Annotated in this window: 11 protein-coding genes; 10 read left to right on the top strand and 1 reads right to left on the bottom strand. The window is 72.1% G+C overall.

The genetic code is table 11. The annotated features are described in order from the left end of the window. Positions 1-61 precede the first annotated feature (61 nt). The gene (locus LY41_RS17115; protein WP_253865028.1) at positions 62-847 is read right to left on the bottom strand and encodes an exodeoxyribonuclease III; all 786 of its coding nucleotides are present in this window, start codon (positions 845-847) and stop codon (positions 62-64) included. Between the two features lie 136 nt (positions 848-983). Between LY41_RS17115 and uvrC the strand changes: the two genes are divergently transcribed. From uvrC to LY41_RS17065, 10 genes are all read left to right on the top strand, one after another. Continuing rightward, positions 984-3,083, top strand: a complete 2,100-nt coding sequence (uvrC, locus tag LY41_RS17110; RefSeq protein ID WP_253865027.1) for an excinuclease ABC subunit UvrC — start codon at positions 984-986, stop codon at positions 3,081-3,083. Positions 3,084-3,139: 56 nt separating this feature from the next. Then, positions 3,140-3,997: an RNase adapter RapZ gene (gene rapZ, locus LY41_RS17105; RefSeq protein ID WP_253830561.1), complete on the top strand. Its 858-nt coding sequence runs from the start codon at positions 3,140-3,142 to the stop codon at positions 3,995-3,997. An 8-nt stretch (positions 3,998-4,005) separates the two neighbouring features. Continuing rightward, positions 4,006-5,013, top strand: a complete 1,008-nt coding sequence (locus LY41_RS17100) for a gluconeogenesis factor YvcK family protein (RefSeq protein ID WP_253865026.1) — start codon at positions 4,006-4,008, stop codon at positions 5,011-5,013. After that, on the top strand, positions 5,004-5,990 hold the full coding sequence (gene whiA / locus LY41_RS17095) for a DNA-binding protein WhiA (protein WP_253865025.1): 987 nt from the start codon (positions 5,004-5,006) through the stop codon (positions 5,988-5,990). Before LY41_RS17100 ends, whiA begins: the two co-directional genes overlap by 10 nt. A 215-nt stretch (positions 5,991-6,205) precedes the next feature. After that, entirely contained in the window at positions 6,206-7,285 is a 1,080-nt protein-coding gene (locus LY41_RS17090) for a glucosyl-3-phosphoglycerate synthase (RefSeq protein ID WP_253865024.1), read from the top strand. A 148-nt stretch (positions 7,286-7,433) separates the two neighbouring features. After that, a complete protein-coding gene (locus tag LY41_RS17085) occupies positions 7,434-9,110 on the top strand; it encodes a putative hexosyltransferase (protein ID WP_253865023.1) in 1,677 nt (558 codons plus the stop codon). A 134-nt stretch (positions 9,111-9,244) separates the two neighbouring features. Then, positions 9,245-10,849 carry a hypothetical protein gene (locus LY41_RS17080; RefSeq protein WP_253865022.1) on the top strand — a complete coding sequence of 535 codons (1,605 nt, stop codon included), beginning with the start codon at positions 9,245-9,247 and terminating at the stop codon, positions 10,847-10,849. 56 nt (positions 10,850-10,905) lie between these two features. Further along, the gene (locus LY41_RS17075; RefSeq protein ID WP_301297261.1) at positions 10,906-11,637 is read left to right on the top strand and encodes a hypothetical protein; all 732 of its coding nucleotides are present in this window, start codon (positions 10,906-10,908) and stop codon (positions 11,635-11,637) included. Positions 11,638-11,645: 8 nt separating this feature from the next. Beyond that, positions 11,646-16,088 (top strand): coiled-coil domain-containing protein, encoded by a 4,443-nt coding sequence (locus LY41_RS17070; protein WP_253865020.1) that lies wholly within the window; start codon positions 11,646-11,648, stop codon positions 16,086-16,088. A 71-nt stretch (positions 16,089-16,159) separates the two neighbouring features. Further along, positions 16,160-17,368, top strand: coding sequence for a winged helix DNA-binding domain-containing protein (locus LY41_RS17065; RefSeq protein WP_253865072.1), 1,209 nt, complete (start codon positions 16,160-16,162; stop codon positions 17,366-17,368). The last annotated feature ends 143 nt before the right edge of the window (positions 17,369-17,511 follow it).

Raw genomic sequence — 17,511 nt, 5'->3', positions numbered from 1 at the left:
CGCCGGTCCGGGGCCCGGCGAGGCGGGGCACCGGAACCGGGCAGGGGAGAGCCCGATCGGGTCAGCGGTCGAGGTCGACGACGACGGGTGCGTGGTCGGATGGGCTCTTGCCCTTGCGCTCCTCGCGGTCGACGTAGGCGTCCGACACGGCGCCCGCGACGGCGGCGTCGCCGTAGACCAGGTCGATGCGCATGCCGTTGTTCTTCGGGAACGCCAGCTGGCGGTAGTCCCAGTAGGTGTACGGGTGGTCGTACTTCAGCGGACGCGGCACGACGTCGGCCAGGCCCGTGTCCCGCAGCGCGGCCAGTGCCTTGCGCTCGGGTTCGGTGATGTGCGTCGACTCGGTGAACAGCGCGATGTCCCACACGTCGTCGTCGGTGGGGGCGATGTTGAAGTCGCCGAGGACGGCGAGCGGCCGCGACGGGTCGGCTGCGGTGTCCGCGGCCACGGTGTCGTTCAGTGCCGCGAGCCAGTCGAGCTTGTAGTCGTAGTGCGCGTGGCCCGGCTCGCGGCCGTTGGGCACGTACACCGACCAGAGGCGCACGCCGCCGCACGTGGCGCCGATCGCGCGGGGCTCGATCGCCCCGTCGTAGGCCGGCTGGCCCGGCAGATCGCGGACGACGTCGTCGAGTCCGGCCTTCGAGAGGATCGCCACGCCGTTCCAGCGGCCCGTGCCGTGGCTCGCGACCTCGTAGCCGAGCTCACGTACCTGCTCGGTGGGGAACGCGTCGTCGGTGCACTTGAGTTCCTGCAGGCAGAGTACGTCCGGCCGGGCCGAATCGAGCCAGGCGAGCAGTCGAGGCAGGCGGGCGGTGACCGAGTTGACGTTCCAGGTGGCGATCCGCATGCGGGCAGCCTCGCACAGCACGTTTGATGTATAATGATCTATACAGCTGGGCTCCGGCCGCCCCGTGTGGCATCGGCGCCGGTTCGGTGCGTGGCCCCTGACCAGGGTGTCGGTGGGTCGCCATACAGTGGTGACCGTGGCTGACCCGTCGACCTACCGGCCTGCGCCGGGAAGCATTCCGGACGAACCGGGCGTGTACAAGTTCCGCGACGACCAGCGGCGCGTCATCTACGTCGGCAAGGCGAAAAGCCTGCGCAGCCGGTTGAACTCCTACTTCGCCGACCTCGCGGGGCTGCACCCGCGCACCCGGCAGATGGTCACCACGGCCGCGAGCGTCGAATGGACCGTCGTCTCCACCGAGGTGGAGGCGCTCCAGCTCGAATACAACTGGATCAAGGAGTTCGACCCGCGGTTCAACGTCCGCTACCGCGACGACAAGAGCTACCCGGTGCTGGCCGTGACGTTGAACGAGGAGTTCCCGCGGCTGCACGTCTACCGGGGTCCGCGCAAGAAGGGCGTGCGCTACTTCGGCCCGTACGCCCACGCGTGGGCGATCCGCGAGACGCTCGACCTGCTGCTGCGCGTGTTCCCGGCCCGCACCTGCTCGAACGGGGTGTTCCGGCGGCACGCCCAGATCGGCAGGCCTTGCCTGCTCGGCTACATCGACAAGTGTTCGGCACCGTGCGTCGGTCGGGTCACCGCCGACGAGCACCGCGCGATCGTCGAGGACTTCTGCGACTTCCTCGCGGGCAGCACCGACAAGATGGTGCGCAGGCTGGAGAAGGCGATGACGGAGGCGTCGGGGGAGCTGGAGTTCGAACGTGCGGCCCGGCTGCGTGACGATCTCGCCGCCCTGCGGCGCGCGATGGAGAAGCAGGCGGTCGTGCTGGGCGACGGTACGGACGCCGACGTCGTCGCGTTCGCCCACGACGAGCTGGAGGCCGCGGTCCAGATCTTCCACGTGCGCGACGGCCGGGTGCGCGGGCAGCGCGGCTGGGTGGTCGACAAGGTCGAGGAGATGGACGTCGCCGCGCTGGTCGAACAGTTCCTCGGCCAGTTCTACGCCGAACAGCTCGACCTGGCCCGCGAGGCGCCGGGCAGCGTCGGTTCGACGGTGCCCCGGGAGGTGCTCGTGCCGGAGCTTCCCGCCGACGCCGGGGCGATGACCGACTGGCTGTCGGACCTGCGCGGTTCCCGGGTCCGGCTGCGGGTGCCGCAGCGCGGCGACAAACGTGCCCTCGCCGAGACGGTGGAGCGGAATGCCAAGGAGGCGTTCTCCCAGCACAAGCTCCGCCGGGCAGGCGATCTCACCGCGCGTTCGGCGGCGTTGCAGGAACTGCAGCAGCACCTCGCCCTCGACACCGCACCGCTGCGGATCGAATGCGTCGACATCAGTCACACCCAGGGCACCGACGTGGTCGCCTCGCTGGTCGTGTTCGAGGACGGGGTGCCGCGCAAGAACGAGTACCGCCGGTTCGCCCTCCGTGAGGCCGCCGACGAGGGCGACGTCGCCGCGATCGCCGAGGTCGTCCGGCGTCGCTTCGCCCGCTACCTCGCCGAGACCGCCGAGACCGCCGAGACCGCCGACGGCGCCGAGACCGACGGGAGTGCCGACGGCGCCGAGACCGACGGGAGTGCGTCCGGTACCGCGGGTGCCGAGGCCGCGGCACCCGAGCGGCCGGCCACCGGTACGGCTCCCGGCGAACCCGCAGGCCAGCAGGACGGCCCGCCCGGGCTCGACCCGGAGACCGGGAAGCCGAAGAAGTTCGCCTACCCGCCGAACCTGCTGGTCGTCGACGGTGCCGGCCCGCAGGCGAGCGCGGCCGCCGACGTCCTCGCCGAGCTCGGCATCACCGATGTGGCCGTCGTCGGTCTGGCCAAGCGGCTCGAAGAGGTCTGGCTGCCGTCCGACGACGAACCGGTCGTCCTGCCGAGGACCTCGGACGCGCTGTACCTTCTGCAGCGGGTGCGCGACGAGGCGCACCGGTTCGCCGTCCGGTATCACCGGGAGAAGCGCGGGAAGCGGGTACAGGCTTCCGAGCTGGACGGCGTCCCGGGGCTCGGGCAGGCGAGGAAGTCGGCGTTGATCAAGCACTTCGGTTCGGTGAAGAAGCTCAAGCAGGCCGGCATCGACGACATCGCGCGGGTTCCGGGTTTCGGGAAGCGCACCGCGGAGGCCGTGTACACGGCGCTCGCAGGGGGACAACGCACGGAGCGAGGGGAGTCAGACCAGTGAACAGTGCCGCAGCCGACAGAGCCGACGCGGCCGAGGAGGACGGCCGGGGTTCCGGTATGGAGGTCGCGGTGGTCACCGGCTTGTCCGGGGCCGGCCGCAGCACGGCGGCGAAATGCCTGGAGGACCTGGGCTGGTTCGTCGTCGACAACCTGCCGCCGGAACTGATCTCGACCATGGTCGAGCTCGGCGCGCAGTCGCGGGGAGCGATCACGAAGGTCGCGGTCGTGATGGACGTACGGTCGCGGGCGTTCACCGACGACCTGTCGTCGGTGATCAAGGGGCTGGACATGCGGGGGTACAAACCGCGTGTGCTGTTCCTCGAGGCGACCGATGCGGTACTGATCCGCCGGTTCGACCAGGTGCGGCGCGGCCACCCGATGCAGGGCGACGGCAGGCTCGTCGACGGCATCGGGGCCGAGCGGGCGCTGTTGGAACCGCTGCGTGCCGAGGCGGATCTGCTGCTGGACACGTCGTCGCTGTCGGTGCACGACCTGCGCGCCAAGATCGAGGACGCGTTCGGCAGCGAAGCCTCGGCGCAGACCCGGGTGACGGTGCTCTCATTCGGCTACAAGTACGGTCTGCCGATGGACTCCGACCTCGTGATGGACGTGCGGTTCCTGCCGAACCCCTTCTGGATCCCCGAGCTGCGTGATCACAGCGGCCTGGACACCGAGGTGCGCAACTACGTGCTCGGCCAGGAAGGTGCGGAGGAGTTCCTCGACCGGTACCAGGACCTGCTCCGGTTGATCGGTGCCGGCTACAAGCGCGAGGGCAAGCGGTACCTGACCCTTGCGATCGGCTGCACCGGCGGCAAGCACCGCAGTGTCGCGATCTCGGAGGAACTCGCGAACCGACTATCCAAAGAGGACGGAACAGCCGTGAAGGTGGTGCACCGGGACCTGGGCAGGGAGTGACCACGAAGATGCGCGCGGTCGCACTGGGCGGGGGTCACGGTCTGCACGCCACGCTGACGGCGTTGCGGCGGCTCACCGACGACGTCACGGCGGTGGTCACGGTTGCCGACGACGGCGGATCGTCGGGCAGGCTGCGCCGCGAACTCGGCCTGTTGCCGCCCGGCGACCTACGGAAGGCGCTCGCGGCCCTGGCCGCGACGGACGACGGCGGAGCGCGGTGGGCCGAGGTGTTCCAGCACCGGTTCGGCGGCAGCGGTGCGCTCACCGGACACGCCGTCGGAAACCTGCTGCTGGCCGGGCTGTTCGAGGTGCTCGGCGACCCGGTCGCCGGACTCGACGAGGCGGCCCGGCTGCTCGGCGTCTCCGGCCGCGTGCTGCCGATGTCGGCCGACCCGCTCGACATCGAGGCCGAGGTCACCGGCCTCGAACCCGACGGTGCGGTGAGCCGTATCCGCGGGCAGGTCGCCGTGGCGAGTACCCCGGGGCAGGTCCGGCGCATCACCCTGCACAGCGTGGTCCGGGCGGAGCAGGCCGGGCCGGGCGACGAGGTGACCCCCGCGGTGACACCACCGCGGGCGTGCCGGGAGGCCGTCGAGGCCGTGCTGGCGGCCGATGCGGTGTTCCTCGGCCCGGGGTCGTGGTTCACGAGCGTGCTGCCGCACCTGCTCGTGCCGGAGCTGCACGACGCGCTCGTGAAGACAGCGGCGACGAAGATCGTTATTCTGAACCTGGTGCCACAGCCGGGAGAGACGGCGGGCTTCTCGCCCGAACAGCACCTGGACGTACTCTTCCAGCACGCTCCCCGGCTCGGGGTGGACGCCGTGATCGCCGACAGCGACTCGGTACCGACGCCCGCGCGGTTGCACTCGGCCGCCGCGGCGCTGGGAGGGCGTGCACATCTGGCGCCGATCGCCGCCGCGGGCGCGGTGGGGCGGCACGATCCGGATGCGCTGGCTGGTTGTGTGCGAGACGCGCTCGATGTCACGGGCGCGAAGGAGGGGCCCTCATGGCGATGACCGCTGCGGTCAAGGACGAACTCAGCCGGCTGGAGCTGACCAAGGTCAGCCCACGGCGGTCCGAGGTGGCGGCCATGCTGCGGTTCGCGGGTGGACTGCACATCGTGGCCGGACGCGTCGTCGTCGAGGCCGAACTCGACACCGGTTCGGTGGCCCGGCGACTCCGCAAGGAGGTTCACGACCTGTACGGCCACCAGGCCGAGGTTCACATGATCACCTCGGGCGGGCTGCGCAAGGGTAACCGCTACGTGGTGCGCGTGGTCTCCGGTGGCGAGGGGCTCGCGCGGCAGACGGGGCTGATCGACCAGCGCGGCCGTCCCGTGCGCGGGTTGCCCGCGCCCGTCGTGTCCGGTGGCATTGCCGACGCCGAGGCCGCCTGGCGCGGCGCGTTCCTGGCCCACGGTTCGCTGACCGAACCGGGGCGTTCCTCGTCGCTCGAGGTCACGTGCCCGGGGCCGGAGGCGGCACTGGCGCTCGTCGGTGCGGCGCGCAGGCTCGGTATCCAGGCCAAGTCGCGTGAGGTGCGCGGCGCCGACCGGGTCGTCGTCCGCGACGGCGACGCCATCGGCGCACTGCTGACCCGGCTCGGGGCGCATTCGAGCGTGCTGGCGTGGGAGGAGCGCCGCATGCGCCGCGAGGTGCGGGCGACCGCGAACCGGCTGGCCAACTTCGACGACGCCAACCTCCGCCGGTCCGCGCGCGCCGCCGTGGCGGCAGCGGCACGGGTGGAACGCGCCATGGAGATCCTGGGGGAGGGAGCGCCGGACCATCTGCTCACCGCGGGCAGGCTGCGGGTGGCCAACCGGCAGGCCTCGCTCGAAGAGCTCGGCCAGCTCTCCGACCCGCCGATGACCAAGGACGCGGTCGCCGGCCGGATCCGCAGGCTCCTCGCCATGGCGGACAAGAAGGCCTCCGACCTGGGGCTTCCCGACACGGAGTCGGCCGTGACCGCGGAGATGCTCGACGAGGAAGTGTGACCGTGCGGGCGTGACCCGGGCGTGCGGCGGCCGTGATCTCGTACCGTAGCGGTGGCGCGGCCGAGTCACGGCCGGAAACACGGCGCCCTGACGCTCGGGACGAACGGTGTCGTCCGTCGTCCGGGAAATGGAGCCCGGGAAACGGAGTCCGGGAAACGGAGTCCGGGAAACCCGGCACGGAAGGTCAGGAGCGGGTTCGAGAAAGGGGGCATCACGTGCACGCGACCAGGGCGGGTTCCGACGGCCATGAACTCGCCGTCTCGCCCGAGATCGGAACGTGGCTCGAGCGCCGGTCCGGCCGCGCGGACGACTGGACCGCTGCCGAGCTCGTGGCCGCCAAGCGCGGGCGCACGGTGAGTGTCGTGATCCCGGCCAAGGACGAGGAGGAGACGGTCGGCGAGATCGTGCGGACGATCCGTACCGCGCTCGTGGAGGCCGAACCGCTCGTCGACGAGGTTCTCGTCGTCGACTCCTGTTCGCAGGACGGGACCGCCGACGTCGCCGCCGACGCGGGTGCCCTCGTCGTGGCCCAGGACGACGTGCTGCCCGCGCTGCCCCGCTGCCGTGGCAAAGGGGAGGCGTTGTGGAAGGGGCTCGCCGCCACCCGCGGCGAGCTGGTGGCGTTCGTCGACGGCGACCTCTACGACTTCACCGCCGACTACGTCGTCGGACTGCTCGGTCCGCTGCTCACCCGGCCGGGCGTCGATTACGTGAAGGGCTTCTACCACCGGCCGCTCGCCGGGGAGGGGCGGCACGAGGCCGACGGCGGCGGACGCGTCACCGAACTGGTCGCACGCCCGCTGCTGAACATGTTCTGGCCGGAACTGTCCGGGTTCGTCCAGCCGCTGGCCGGCGAGTACGCGGGGCGGCGCGAGGTGCTGGAGGCCATCCCGTTCGTGACGCATTACGGCGTCGAGGTCGGCCACCTCATCGACCTGATCGAACGGCGCGGTCTCGACGCGCTGGCACAGGTCGATCTGGGTACCCGCACCCACCGGCACCAGACCACGCAGGCGCTGGGCCGCATGTCCGCCCAGATCATCCTCACGATGCTGGACCGGCTGAAGCGGTACGGCAGGTTGTCGATGCCGGTGCCGCCCGCGACCCTGCTGGCCCAGTTCCAGCGCAGCGTGGCGGGACCGGGCACCGGGATCGAGCGGGACCTGGTGCTGACCGACCTGACGCTCGAGGAACGCGATCCGCTCGCCGGGATCGCGCGCGAATCCGGTGGCGCGGCCGGCCGCGGCGCCGCGGCGGCGCACGTGGCCGGCGGTGACCTGCCGCGGACGGCCTGACCTCCATTCGGGTGGGGACCGGCCGAGTCCGGCGGCACCGTGCGGGCGTTCCCGGCCGGGCGGGTCCGCGCCGTGTCCCCGGAGCCGGCAGCCGACCTCCCCCGGGGGCCTGCACGCGAGGACAGGACCGGGTTGCTAGCTTCCTGGCGTGCTCGCTCCCGCGCTGCTGAAGCGCCGTGCTTTCGACTTCGGCCGCCGTCACTGGCTTTTCCTCGTGGTGTTGGTGGCCGGTCTCGGCCTGCGCGCCGCCGCCTGGCTGGCGTATCCGCCTGCACTGCTGTACGGCGACTCGTTCCGTTACCTCGACAACGTCGGAACCCACAATCCGACCGGACTGCACCCGATCGGCTACGACCTGTTCGTCCTCGAACCGGTGCTGGCCGTGGGCGGGCTGGGCCTGGTGTCGTTCCTGCAGCACGTCGTCGGGCTGGGCTGCGGCATCGCGCTCTACGTGCTGGCGCGCCGGCTCGGGGTGCACCGGAACTGGCTGGCTGCACTCGCGGCGGCACCGGTCCTGCTCGACGCCTACGAGGTGCAGATCGAGCAGATGATCATGTCCGACGTCTGGTTCCAGGTCATCCTGGTCGCACTGCTGTGGCTGCTGCTCGGCACGAAGCGAGGTGGCCAGCCGCCGGTATGGGCGACCGCCGTGGCGGGGGTGCTGTTCGGCGTCGCCGTCGTGTTCCGGCTGGTCGCCCTGCCACTGGCGCTGCCCGCCGTGGTGTTCCTGTTCATCGCGGGCGGTCTCTGGCGCCGCTGGGGCACGTGGGCGGCGTGGCGGACGATCCTCGTCCGGGTCGCCACGCTCCTGCTGCCGTTCGCGCTCGTCGTCGTCGGTTACGGCACGTACTACGCGAGCTGGGCGGGCCACTTCGCACTCAGCCCGTCGACCGGCAACGTGCTCTACGCCCGCGGTGCCGTCGTGGCCGACTGCCGGAACCTGGAGCTGTCGGAACGGCTGCGACCCGCCTGCCCCGACGAACCGCTCGGGGAGCGGCTGGGCAGTGACAGGTACGCGCACATCGGCGCGGACGACGAGTGGCGCGCACAGTGGCCCGAGGGCACGAACATCGTCGGGATCCAGCAGGACTTCGGCACGGAGGTCATCCGGCAGCAGCCGGTCGACGTCGCCGCCGCGATCATGATCGACTTCCTCAAGGGGTTCCGCAGCTGGCGTGTCGACAGCCCGGGTGACGTGTCGGTGCAACGCTGGCATTTCCAGCCGACGTATCAGTTCTACAACCACGAGGAGAAAAGCCGGGAGTACGCGGTCCGCTACAGCGGCGAGGAGCCGGAGTCGCGGCCGACGCTGGGACGGGCCCTGCGCTGGTATCAGCTCTTCGGCGGCTTCACCCCGGGCAACGTACTCGGGGCGGCGCTGTTGCTCGCTCTGGCCGCCGGACTCGGGGTGACGCGCAGGGCACGTGCGAGCGGTCTGCGCTCGGCGATGCTGCTGCCCGCGGGCATGGCACTCGTGTCGCTGGGCGGTGCCGCGGCGTTCGAATTCTCCTGGCGTTACCAGCTCCCCGGCCTGACGTTGCTCCCGCTGGCGGGTGCTCTCGCCCTGACCGCCCTGTTGCGGCACCGCAAACGGCGCCGTGCCGAGCCGGCCGACGAGCCGGTGCCCGCTCCCGACGGCAGGTCCGGGCCGGGCGATGGTGCGGGGAGTCGTGCCGGGAGCAACGGCAGTGCGGATCCGGGCACAGCCGGCGGTACCCACCACGACAACGGGACGGGTGCCGACAGCGGAGCAAGTACTGACAGCGGAGCGGGTGCGCACTCCCAGGACCCGCCGGAACCGGAGCGGTCGTCGCCGGTCCGCTAGCCGGCCCGGTTCGCGGTCCGTGTCGGTGCGGTGGGCCGCTCGGCACGGTATGCAGTCCCTTCGTCACGGTGGGTCGCCGAACCGTGTGGTTCCCCGCTCGGAACCACGCGGCTCGACTGCCTTAACCTCACACCGTGCGAGCTGACGAGACGACCGCGGACCCCGACGAGGGGCTCGCGCGCAGGCTGAAGGCGCTCGCGTGCACCGCACCGCTGCACGATCTGGACGCCCGCAAGTCCAAGCTCGACTGGGCGGACGCGACCGTCTACCAGATGGCCGAGATCGGACTCCACACGATCGACCAGGTCACGATCGCGATGGATTTCGACACCGGCGCCGACCACCACCGGGTCACGCACCGGTTGCTGCCCTTCATCGCCGCGCAGGCGCCGGATCGCACCACCGACGAGCACACGCGGGTGGCGCGGTGGGTGCTCGACAACCTGATCAACGTCGGCACCACCGACCGCGGGTTCCGCCGCGTGTACGGCGCCGTCGACACCGACGGGCAGTACCGGCGGCGGGCCTTCGACTTCAAGCTGCTGGTCGAACTGGCCGCCCCCGACGGCGAGGTGTATCTGCGCGCGACCGACGAGGCGATCAACGTGCTCGTCGGTGCGCTCGACACCGATGTCGAGTCGGCCCACATCGCCGCGGAGGTCAAGCTCGAGAACCTCATCACGCGCGGCAGGCTCGCCGACGCGAAGCTCGCCGCGGAGCAGGCCCGGTACCGCACCGTGCAGTACGGCGAGATCCTGCGCGCCAAGCTCGACGCGACCCGGCGCGACGTGCGCTCGGTCGACTGGGAACGCGAACTGCCCGAACTCCTCGACACGGCGCTCACCCACATCGAATCCCGGTTCCGCGCCGAGACGGCCATCCTGAAGAACATCACGGCCGCCAGGGACGAGGCCGAGGACCCCGGCCACAAACGCCGCGCCGCCGAACTCGTCGACATCGTGGCGGACTGCATCCGCAGACATACCCAGCTGCAGAACCGGCTGCAGGCCGCGGGTGCGGTGTTCCGGGCCGAACAGGACCGGCAGCAGTTCTCCGGTCCGCCGCAGCGTGCGGCCGTCGACGTGTTCGGACAACTGCTCACGCCGACACTGGACCTGCCGCTGTCCGAGGCGCTCGCGCCCGTGGAGGCGTACTTCCGGGCCGGAGCCGGCACCACCGTGCCGACGGCGCCGTCCCTGCCGTCGCTCGTGTCGCTGCTGCTGCGGCCCGCCCCTGAACGCGAACACGTCGTCGGCGAGGTGCCGGACCCGGAGTTGCAGCCGGCCGAGGACACGGACCTGTTCACCGACGAACAGTGGCGGCAGGCCGACGCGCTGCTCGACCTGCCCGAGGTGCCGCGGCGGCTGTCGGGCCTGCTGGCCGACGCCCGTGCGGGCGATCCGGCCGTGGCGCGGCTCGTCGCCCTGCGCGCGGTGCACGCCTACGGCCCCGAGGTCGGCGGTGCGCTGCGGCAGCCGCAGCAGGTCGTGCTGCTCGCCGTCGACGACGGCACCGAACTGGACGACCCCGAGATCGGCGGTGCCGACCTGCTGCTGATGTCCGCGACCGTCGACACCGACGCCGACGCCGACACCGACGCCGACACGGACACCGGCACCGACGCCGACATCCACACCGGCACCGACGGTTCCCCCGGGGTGGCGGCGGAGGACGCCGCTGCGCAGCGCGATCCCGGATTGTTCGACGACGGCGACGCGATCGAGGAGGCGGCTCTGTGAGCACGGGACATGCGTCCGGCGATGCCGAGGCGGCGGCGCGGCTGCTCGCCTTCGGTATGCGTCCCAAGCTCGTGCCGGGGCGGGACGTGGTCTATGCGGACCTCGTCCGGCGCTACGGCGAGGACAGCGCGTTCAAACAGCTCACCCACGCCGTGGCCGCGGGGCTGGGCCTGATGGTGCTCGAGGTGAACGCACAGGCCGGCGCGGTGCTGGCCGCCACGGACGAGTCCGTCTTCGAGATCAAGATGGACAGCTACGCGCGGCAGTCGAAGATCCGGGAACGGCGCGACACCGAGAAGGTCCTGCACGGGCTCATCCACCTGGCGGCGGCGGCGCTCGGCTACCCGCGGCCCGACGATCTGGCCAACGACACCTACATCGGCCGGGTCAGCGTCGAGCAGGTGGACGGGGTCGTGCGGGAGGCGTGCCGCATCCTCGACGAGCGCGCCGCGGCCAACACCGATCCGCTCGCCGACGCGCCCGAGCTGGAACAGGCATGGCGGGCCTACGCGCGCAGGCCGGCCACGGCGGCGACCAAGGACGGCCGTCTCGCTCCCGACACCACGCGGGGCATGGTGACGCGGGCGCTACGGTTCCTGGCGGAGCAGGGATTCCTCGTCTCGGTGAGTTCCGAGCAGGGCGGGACCTACCGCACGACACCGCGCTACCAGGTGCAGGTGCGCGAGCTGGCGGCCGACGCCGCGTTCGACGAGCTGCTCGCACTCGGCGTCGTCGCGGTGCCGGGTGAGGGATCGACGCTGCGGGCGTCGGCCACCGACACGCTGTAGGGGAGTGGATGTACGAGCTGTCGCGGGTGCGCCTGCACTCGGTGGGCCCGAGCGGTGCGCGGTACCAGGACGTCGTGCTGGACTTCTCCGGCGTCGGCGACGTCGTGTCCACGCCGACGCAGGACGCGCTGTTCGGCGCGGGGGTGCACCCCGCCGAGGGCGGACCGCCGCGCCGCCCGTCCCCGGCGAGTGTGCTGTTCCTCGAGAACGGCGGCGGGAAGTCGGTGCTGATCAAACTGATCTTCTCGGTGATGTTGCCGGGCAGGCGGCAGGTCGTCGGCACGACGAACACGCGCGTGCTGGAGAAGTTCGTCGGCGCGAAAGATGTCGCCCACGTGGTGCTCGAGTGGCAGCACGTCGAGACCGGCGAGCGGCTGATCACCGGGAAGGTCTCCGAGTGGCGCGGGCACGTGGCCTCGTCGGACCCGGCCAACCTGGTCGACTCCTGGTACTGCTTCCGACCCGGCGCGGAGGTGGGCCTGGAGTCGTTGCCGCTGACCGCCGACGGCAGGTTGCTGACGATGTCCGGTTTTCACGACCGGATGACGTCGCTGCACGCGGACGTGCCGGAGCTGCAGGTGTTCTGGACCCGCAGGCAGCACGAGTGGACCGAGCGCCTCGACCGGCTCGGTCTGGACACCGAGCTGTTCCGGTACCAGCGCGCCATGAACGCGGGGGAAGGCGAGGCGGCGGACGCGTTCTCGTTCAACACCGACGAGGCGTTCGTCGAGTTCCTGCTGCGCGCGGTGATCACCGAGGACGAACCGAAGGACCTCGCCGAGGTTGTCGTCACGTACGCCGACAATCTCGCCCAGCGCAGTGAGCTGATGACCGAGCGCGACTTCGTGGCAGGCGCCCTCGACGCGCTCACCCCGCTGATCGACGAGGAGAAGCTCGCGGCCGCGGCACGGAAGCTCGCCGGCGCCGCCCGTGCGGAACTGGAGACCCTTGCCGGGGAGGTCGCGGGCAGGAACGCCGCGGAGTCCGAACGGCTCGAGACGCTGACCGCGCAGGTGCAGGAGGCCGCCGACGCCGAGCGGCTCGCCGAGGGCGATCACCGGCGCAACGAGGCGGTGTTGACGGAGCTGCGCAGGCAGGTGGCCGTGATGCTGCGGGACGAGGCCCAGGCCGAGTCCGACCGCGTCGACGCCGAACTGGCGGAGGCGAAGACCCTCGCCGAGGCGTGGCGGGAGACCGGCACCGTGCTGGCGCAACTGGGCGCGACGCGCAAGGCCGCCGACATCCGCGAGCTCGTCGGGAGCCGGGAGGAGAAGGCGCGGCCCGCGCTGGAGGCCAAGAACGCCGCGGCGACGGCGCTGGCGCGTGGCCTGCTGGGACTGGCGCGCGAGGCCCAGGACCAGGCCGACGACGCGGACCGGCAGGCGACGGCGCTGCAGGCCGAGGCCGAGGAGGCGCAGCGGGAACGTGACGAGGCGACCTCCGTCGCCGCGAACCGTCGGGCCGAGGCCGACGGCCTGGCCACGCGGCTGGAGGAGGTCAGGGCGGAGATCGCCAGGGCCACCGCCGACGGGCTGCTGCCGCACCGGGCCGACGTGGCCGAGGCGGCGCGGACGGCGGCCGCCGAGGGGCAGGAGGCGACCGCCGAGCTCGCGCGCAGGGAGACGGAGCTGGAACGCCTCGCCGAGGAATCGGCGGCCGCCCAGACCGCCGCGCACGAAGCGCAACGCGAGGTCGGCAGTGCCCGCGACGGCGCACACCGCGCCGCCGAGGAACTCACCCGCGCGCACCGTCGCACCGATGCGCTGGCCGCCGAGCCGCGGCTGGCCGAGCTGCTCGGCACCGACACCGTCACGCTGGAGACCGACACCCCGGTACTGGTGGAGCGGCTCGCCGACGCGCGCGGTGAGGCCGAACGCGAGCAGACGCGGCTTCGGATGGAGGAATCGCGGGACGAACGCGCGCTGGGCGCGCTCGGTTCGGGCGGGCTGTTGCCCGCACCCGAGGAACTGCAGGCGGCGCTCGAGGTGCTCGAAGCGGCCGGCATCACCGCGTGGTCGGGCTGGCGCTATCTGTCCACGCTGGACTCCTCGACGCGCGGCGACGCCGTGCAGCGGGCGCCCCAGCTCGTGTCGGGGGTGCTGCTCAACGACCCCGCACAGCTCGACCGTGCCCGGCAGGTCCTCACCGAGCACCGCCTGTTGCCCGGTGCGGCGATCGCCGTCGGCACCACCGCGGCGCTGGCCGACGGCGACCTCGGTGCGGCGCCCGGTGTCGCGTTCCTCGTGCCGCCGAACCCGGCGATGTACGACGAGGACGCGGCCGACGCGGAACGTGAGGCGATCAGCCGCCGTCAGCACGAGCGCCAGCGCAGGCTCGCCGAGCTGGAGGACTCGATCGGCCGCGACGCCGCGCTCACGTGGAAGCTCACCAGCTGGCGGGAGGACTACCCGGCCGGCAGCATCGCCGTGCTGGCCGAGCGTGCCCAGGAAGCAGACACCGCACTGGCGGCGGCCGAACGGAGTGCGGAGGAGGCCGAGCGAACCTCCGCGCGCCTCACCGAGAAGCGGGACGGGCTCCGGGAGCGGATCCCGGAGCTGCGCACGGAGGCCCGCCGCACCGAGGACGCCGCTCGCACACTCGAGGACCTCGCGGGAAGGGCCGGCCGGGTGACGCAGTGGACCGAGGAGGAACAGCGGGCCAGGGAGGCGGCCACGCTGGCGCAGCAGCGTTCGGAGGACGCCGCGGCGCGGGCGGCCCGGCTGCGGGACCGGGTCGCGGAGCACCGCCGCACGGCCGACGGCCACCGCCGCACCGCGAGTACCGCACGCGGCGAACTGGCGGAGGTGCCCGGCGGCGGGTCCGTGTCGGCCGACGATCCGGTTCCCACCGAACCGGTCGACGCCCTGCGGCGGGCCTTCACCTCGGCCTCCGAGGCCTACGCCCGGGTCGAGGTGGGCGGGGACCTGCGAGCCGAACTCGAGCAGGCCGAGGCCGCCGAGTCGGCGGCGAGGGCGGCGCTGGAGAACCTCGACGAGGACGTCCGGACCAGGGCGAGCGAGCTGCTCGACACCCCCGACGGCTCGGATTCGTCCGCCCGCGTGGCTGCGCAGGCTCGGGCGGCGCGGGTGGTCGAGACGCTGGAGGCCGAACGCACCGACGTGATCGGCAGGCTCGCCACCCGCACCGCCGAACTCGAGCAGCTGCCGTCGCCGTCGGGGCCACTGGACACCGTGGAACGACCGCGGGACATCGACCACGGCAGGGAGCTCATCGAGGCGGCGGCCGACGAGGTCTCGGCCGCCGCGCGGGAGTGGGAGGAACTGCAGCAGCGGCACGCGGCTGCGCAGGCGACTCTCGACACGGCGACGCAGAGCGCGTCCGGGTTCCGGATGCTGGCCGAGTCGCTCGCGCCGTACGTGCCCGCCGGTGAGGCGGTCCGCGCGTTCGACGGTGACGTGGAGGAGGCGCAGGCCAGGGCCACCGAGCTGACCGGGCGCCTCACCTCGGCCCAGCAACAGGTCGACGAGGCGGCGGCGCGAGTGCGGGCCGCCGCCGACACGCTGGCGCAGTACGCCACCGAGAAGCGATTCGAACAGTTGGACACGCCGGTGCGGCAGCAGGTCGTGTCGGTCCGCCACGACAGCCTGCCCGAGCACGCCGAGGAGTGGGCCGAGGCGCTGCGGCCGCGGCTGCGCACGCTCACCGACGACCTCGCCCAGATCGACCGGCACCGCTCCGGCATCGTCACCCGGTTGCAGAGCATGGTCGAAGGCGCGATCCGCACGTTGCGGTCGGCCCAGCGGGTGTCGCGCCTTCCCGACGGTCTCGGCGACTGGTCCGGGCAGGAGTTCCTCCGCATCCGCTTCACCGAGCTCGACGACGCCGACCTGGCCACGGCGCTCGGGGAGGTCGTCGACGAGGCGGCGGTCGGCAAGACCGCCGACGGCCGCGGCGTCAAACGCGACGGGTTGTCGCTGCTGCTGCGCGGGGTGCGCGCGGCCGTGCCCAAGGGCTTCCGGGTGGACATGCTCAAACCGGATTCGGTGCTGCGCACCGAACGCCAGCGGGTGTCGGAGATCCGCGACGTGTTCTCCGGTGGTCAGCAGCTCACCGCGGCCATCATCCTGTACTGCACGCTCGCGGCGCTCCGGGCCAACAACCGGGGCCGGATGCGGAATCCGCACTCGGGCGTGCTGTTCCTGGACAACCCGATCGGTCGCGCCTCGGCCGGGTATCTGCTCGAACTGCAGCGTGCCGTCGCCAGGGCGCTCGGTGTGCAGCTCGTCTACACGACCGGCCTGTTCGACGCCGGTGCGCTGTCGGAGTTCCCGCTCATCGTGCGGCTGCGCAACGACGCCGATCTGCGCGCGGGCCGCAAGTACCTGTCGGTCGACGCCACGATGCGCCGCCAACTCGACGAGCTGTCCGATCCCGACGGCACGGCCCGGCTGTCCTCGACGCGGGTGTACACGAAATCGGCGGCGGGCTGACCCCGCACCGACCTGCGGTGCGGTCGGCTTCTGTCGGTGACGGCTGGTAGACACGGCCCGTGACCCCGACGATGGCTGAGATGACGACGGCCGAGCGGCGGGCCCGGCTCGCGCGACGCCATTTCCTGAGCGATCCTGCGGCCTGCGTGGCCGACGTCGCAGCGGGCGTGGTCGCGTTGCACGCCACGGACCCGGCCACCGTGCATCTGTCCGCAGCGGCGCGACTCGGCGAGTCCGGCACCGTCGGCGATGCCGTCGACGCGGTGGAGCACGCGTTGTACGAGGAGCGTTCGGTGGTGCGGATGCTCGGGATGCGCCGCACGATGTTCGTCGTCGATCGCGACGTTGCGCCCCTCGTGCAGGCGGGTTGTGCCGTCGACATCGAACGCAAGCAACGGCGACTTCTGCTGCGCCACCTCGAGCAGACCGGTATCCCGGATCTCGAATGCTGGCTGGCCGACGTCGAGAACGCCACCGTCGAGGCCCTGCGGGCGCGCGGGACGGCGCGGGCGGCCCGGCTGGCCGAGGACGAACCCCGCCTGCGCACGGAGATCGTCATGGCCGCGGGCAAGCCGTACGAATCGACCACCTACATCACCAACCGGGTGCTGTTCCTGCTGGCGGCAGGCGGCCGCATCGTGCGCGGCCGGCCCGGCGGATCGTGGCTGTCCACGCAGTACGAGTGGTCGCTCACCGCCGACTGGTTGCCCGGCGGCATCCCGGAGCGGGAACCCGCCGACGCGCGGGCCGCGTTGCTGCGGCGATACCTGCACGCCTACGGGCCGGTGCGCGAAGCCGACATCCGCTGGTGGACCGGATGGACGGCCGCGCAGACCCGCCGCGCGCTGGCCGACACCGGCGCTGCGACGGTCGATCTCGACGGCGCGCCCGCGTTCGTGGCCGCCGGAGACGTCGAACCGACGCCCGAACCGGAGCCCTGGGTGGCGCTTCTGCCCGCGCTCGATCCGACGCCGATGGGCTGGACGGATCGCGACTTCTTTCTCGGGCAGCACCGCTCGGCGCTGTTCGACCGTAGCGGCAACATCGGCCCCACGATCTGGTGCGACGGCCGCATCGTCGGCGGTTGGGCCCACCGGTGCAGCAGCGAGGGAACCGGGGGAGTGGTGGTGACGCGGCTGCTGGAGGACATCGGTGCCGAGCGGACGGCACTGGTGGAGGCCGAGGCCGAACGGCTCACGCAGCGGTTGCACACCCGGTTGTCCGGCGCGGTGGTCGTGCCGAGGTTCCGGACCCCGGTGGAACGGGAGCTGAGCGCGTGAACCGGGCGTCCGGTCCGGTCCCGTGACAGGGTGATGCGATCTGAGCGAGCTTGAACGATTCTGTATTGTTCGAAGTGCGCTACACCTCACGTGCGGGGCAACCGGGAACGACCTGGTCGCCGCGCTAAGGTGTGGCCGTCCCA

Origin of the sequence: Prauserella halophila, from assembly GCF_024171895.1 — a bacterium.
GTDB classification, from domain to species: Bacteria; Actinomycetota; Actinomycetes; order Mycobacteriales; family Pseudonocardiaceae; genus Prauserella; species Prauserella halophila.
This window is presented reverse-complemented; position numbering and strand designations above follow the sequence as displayed.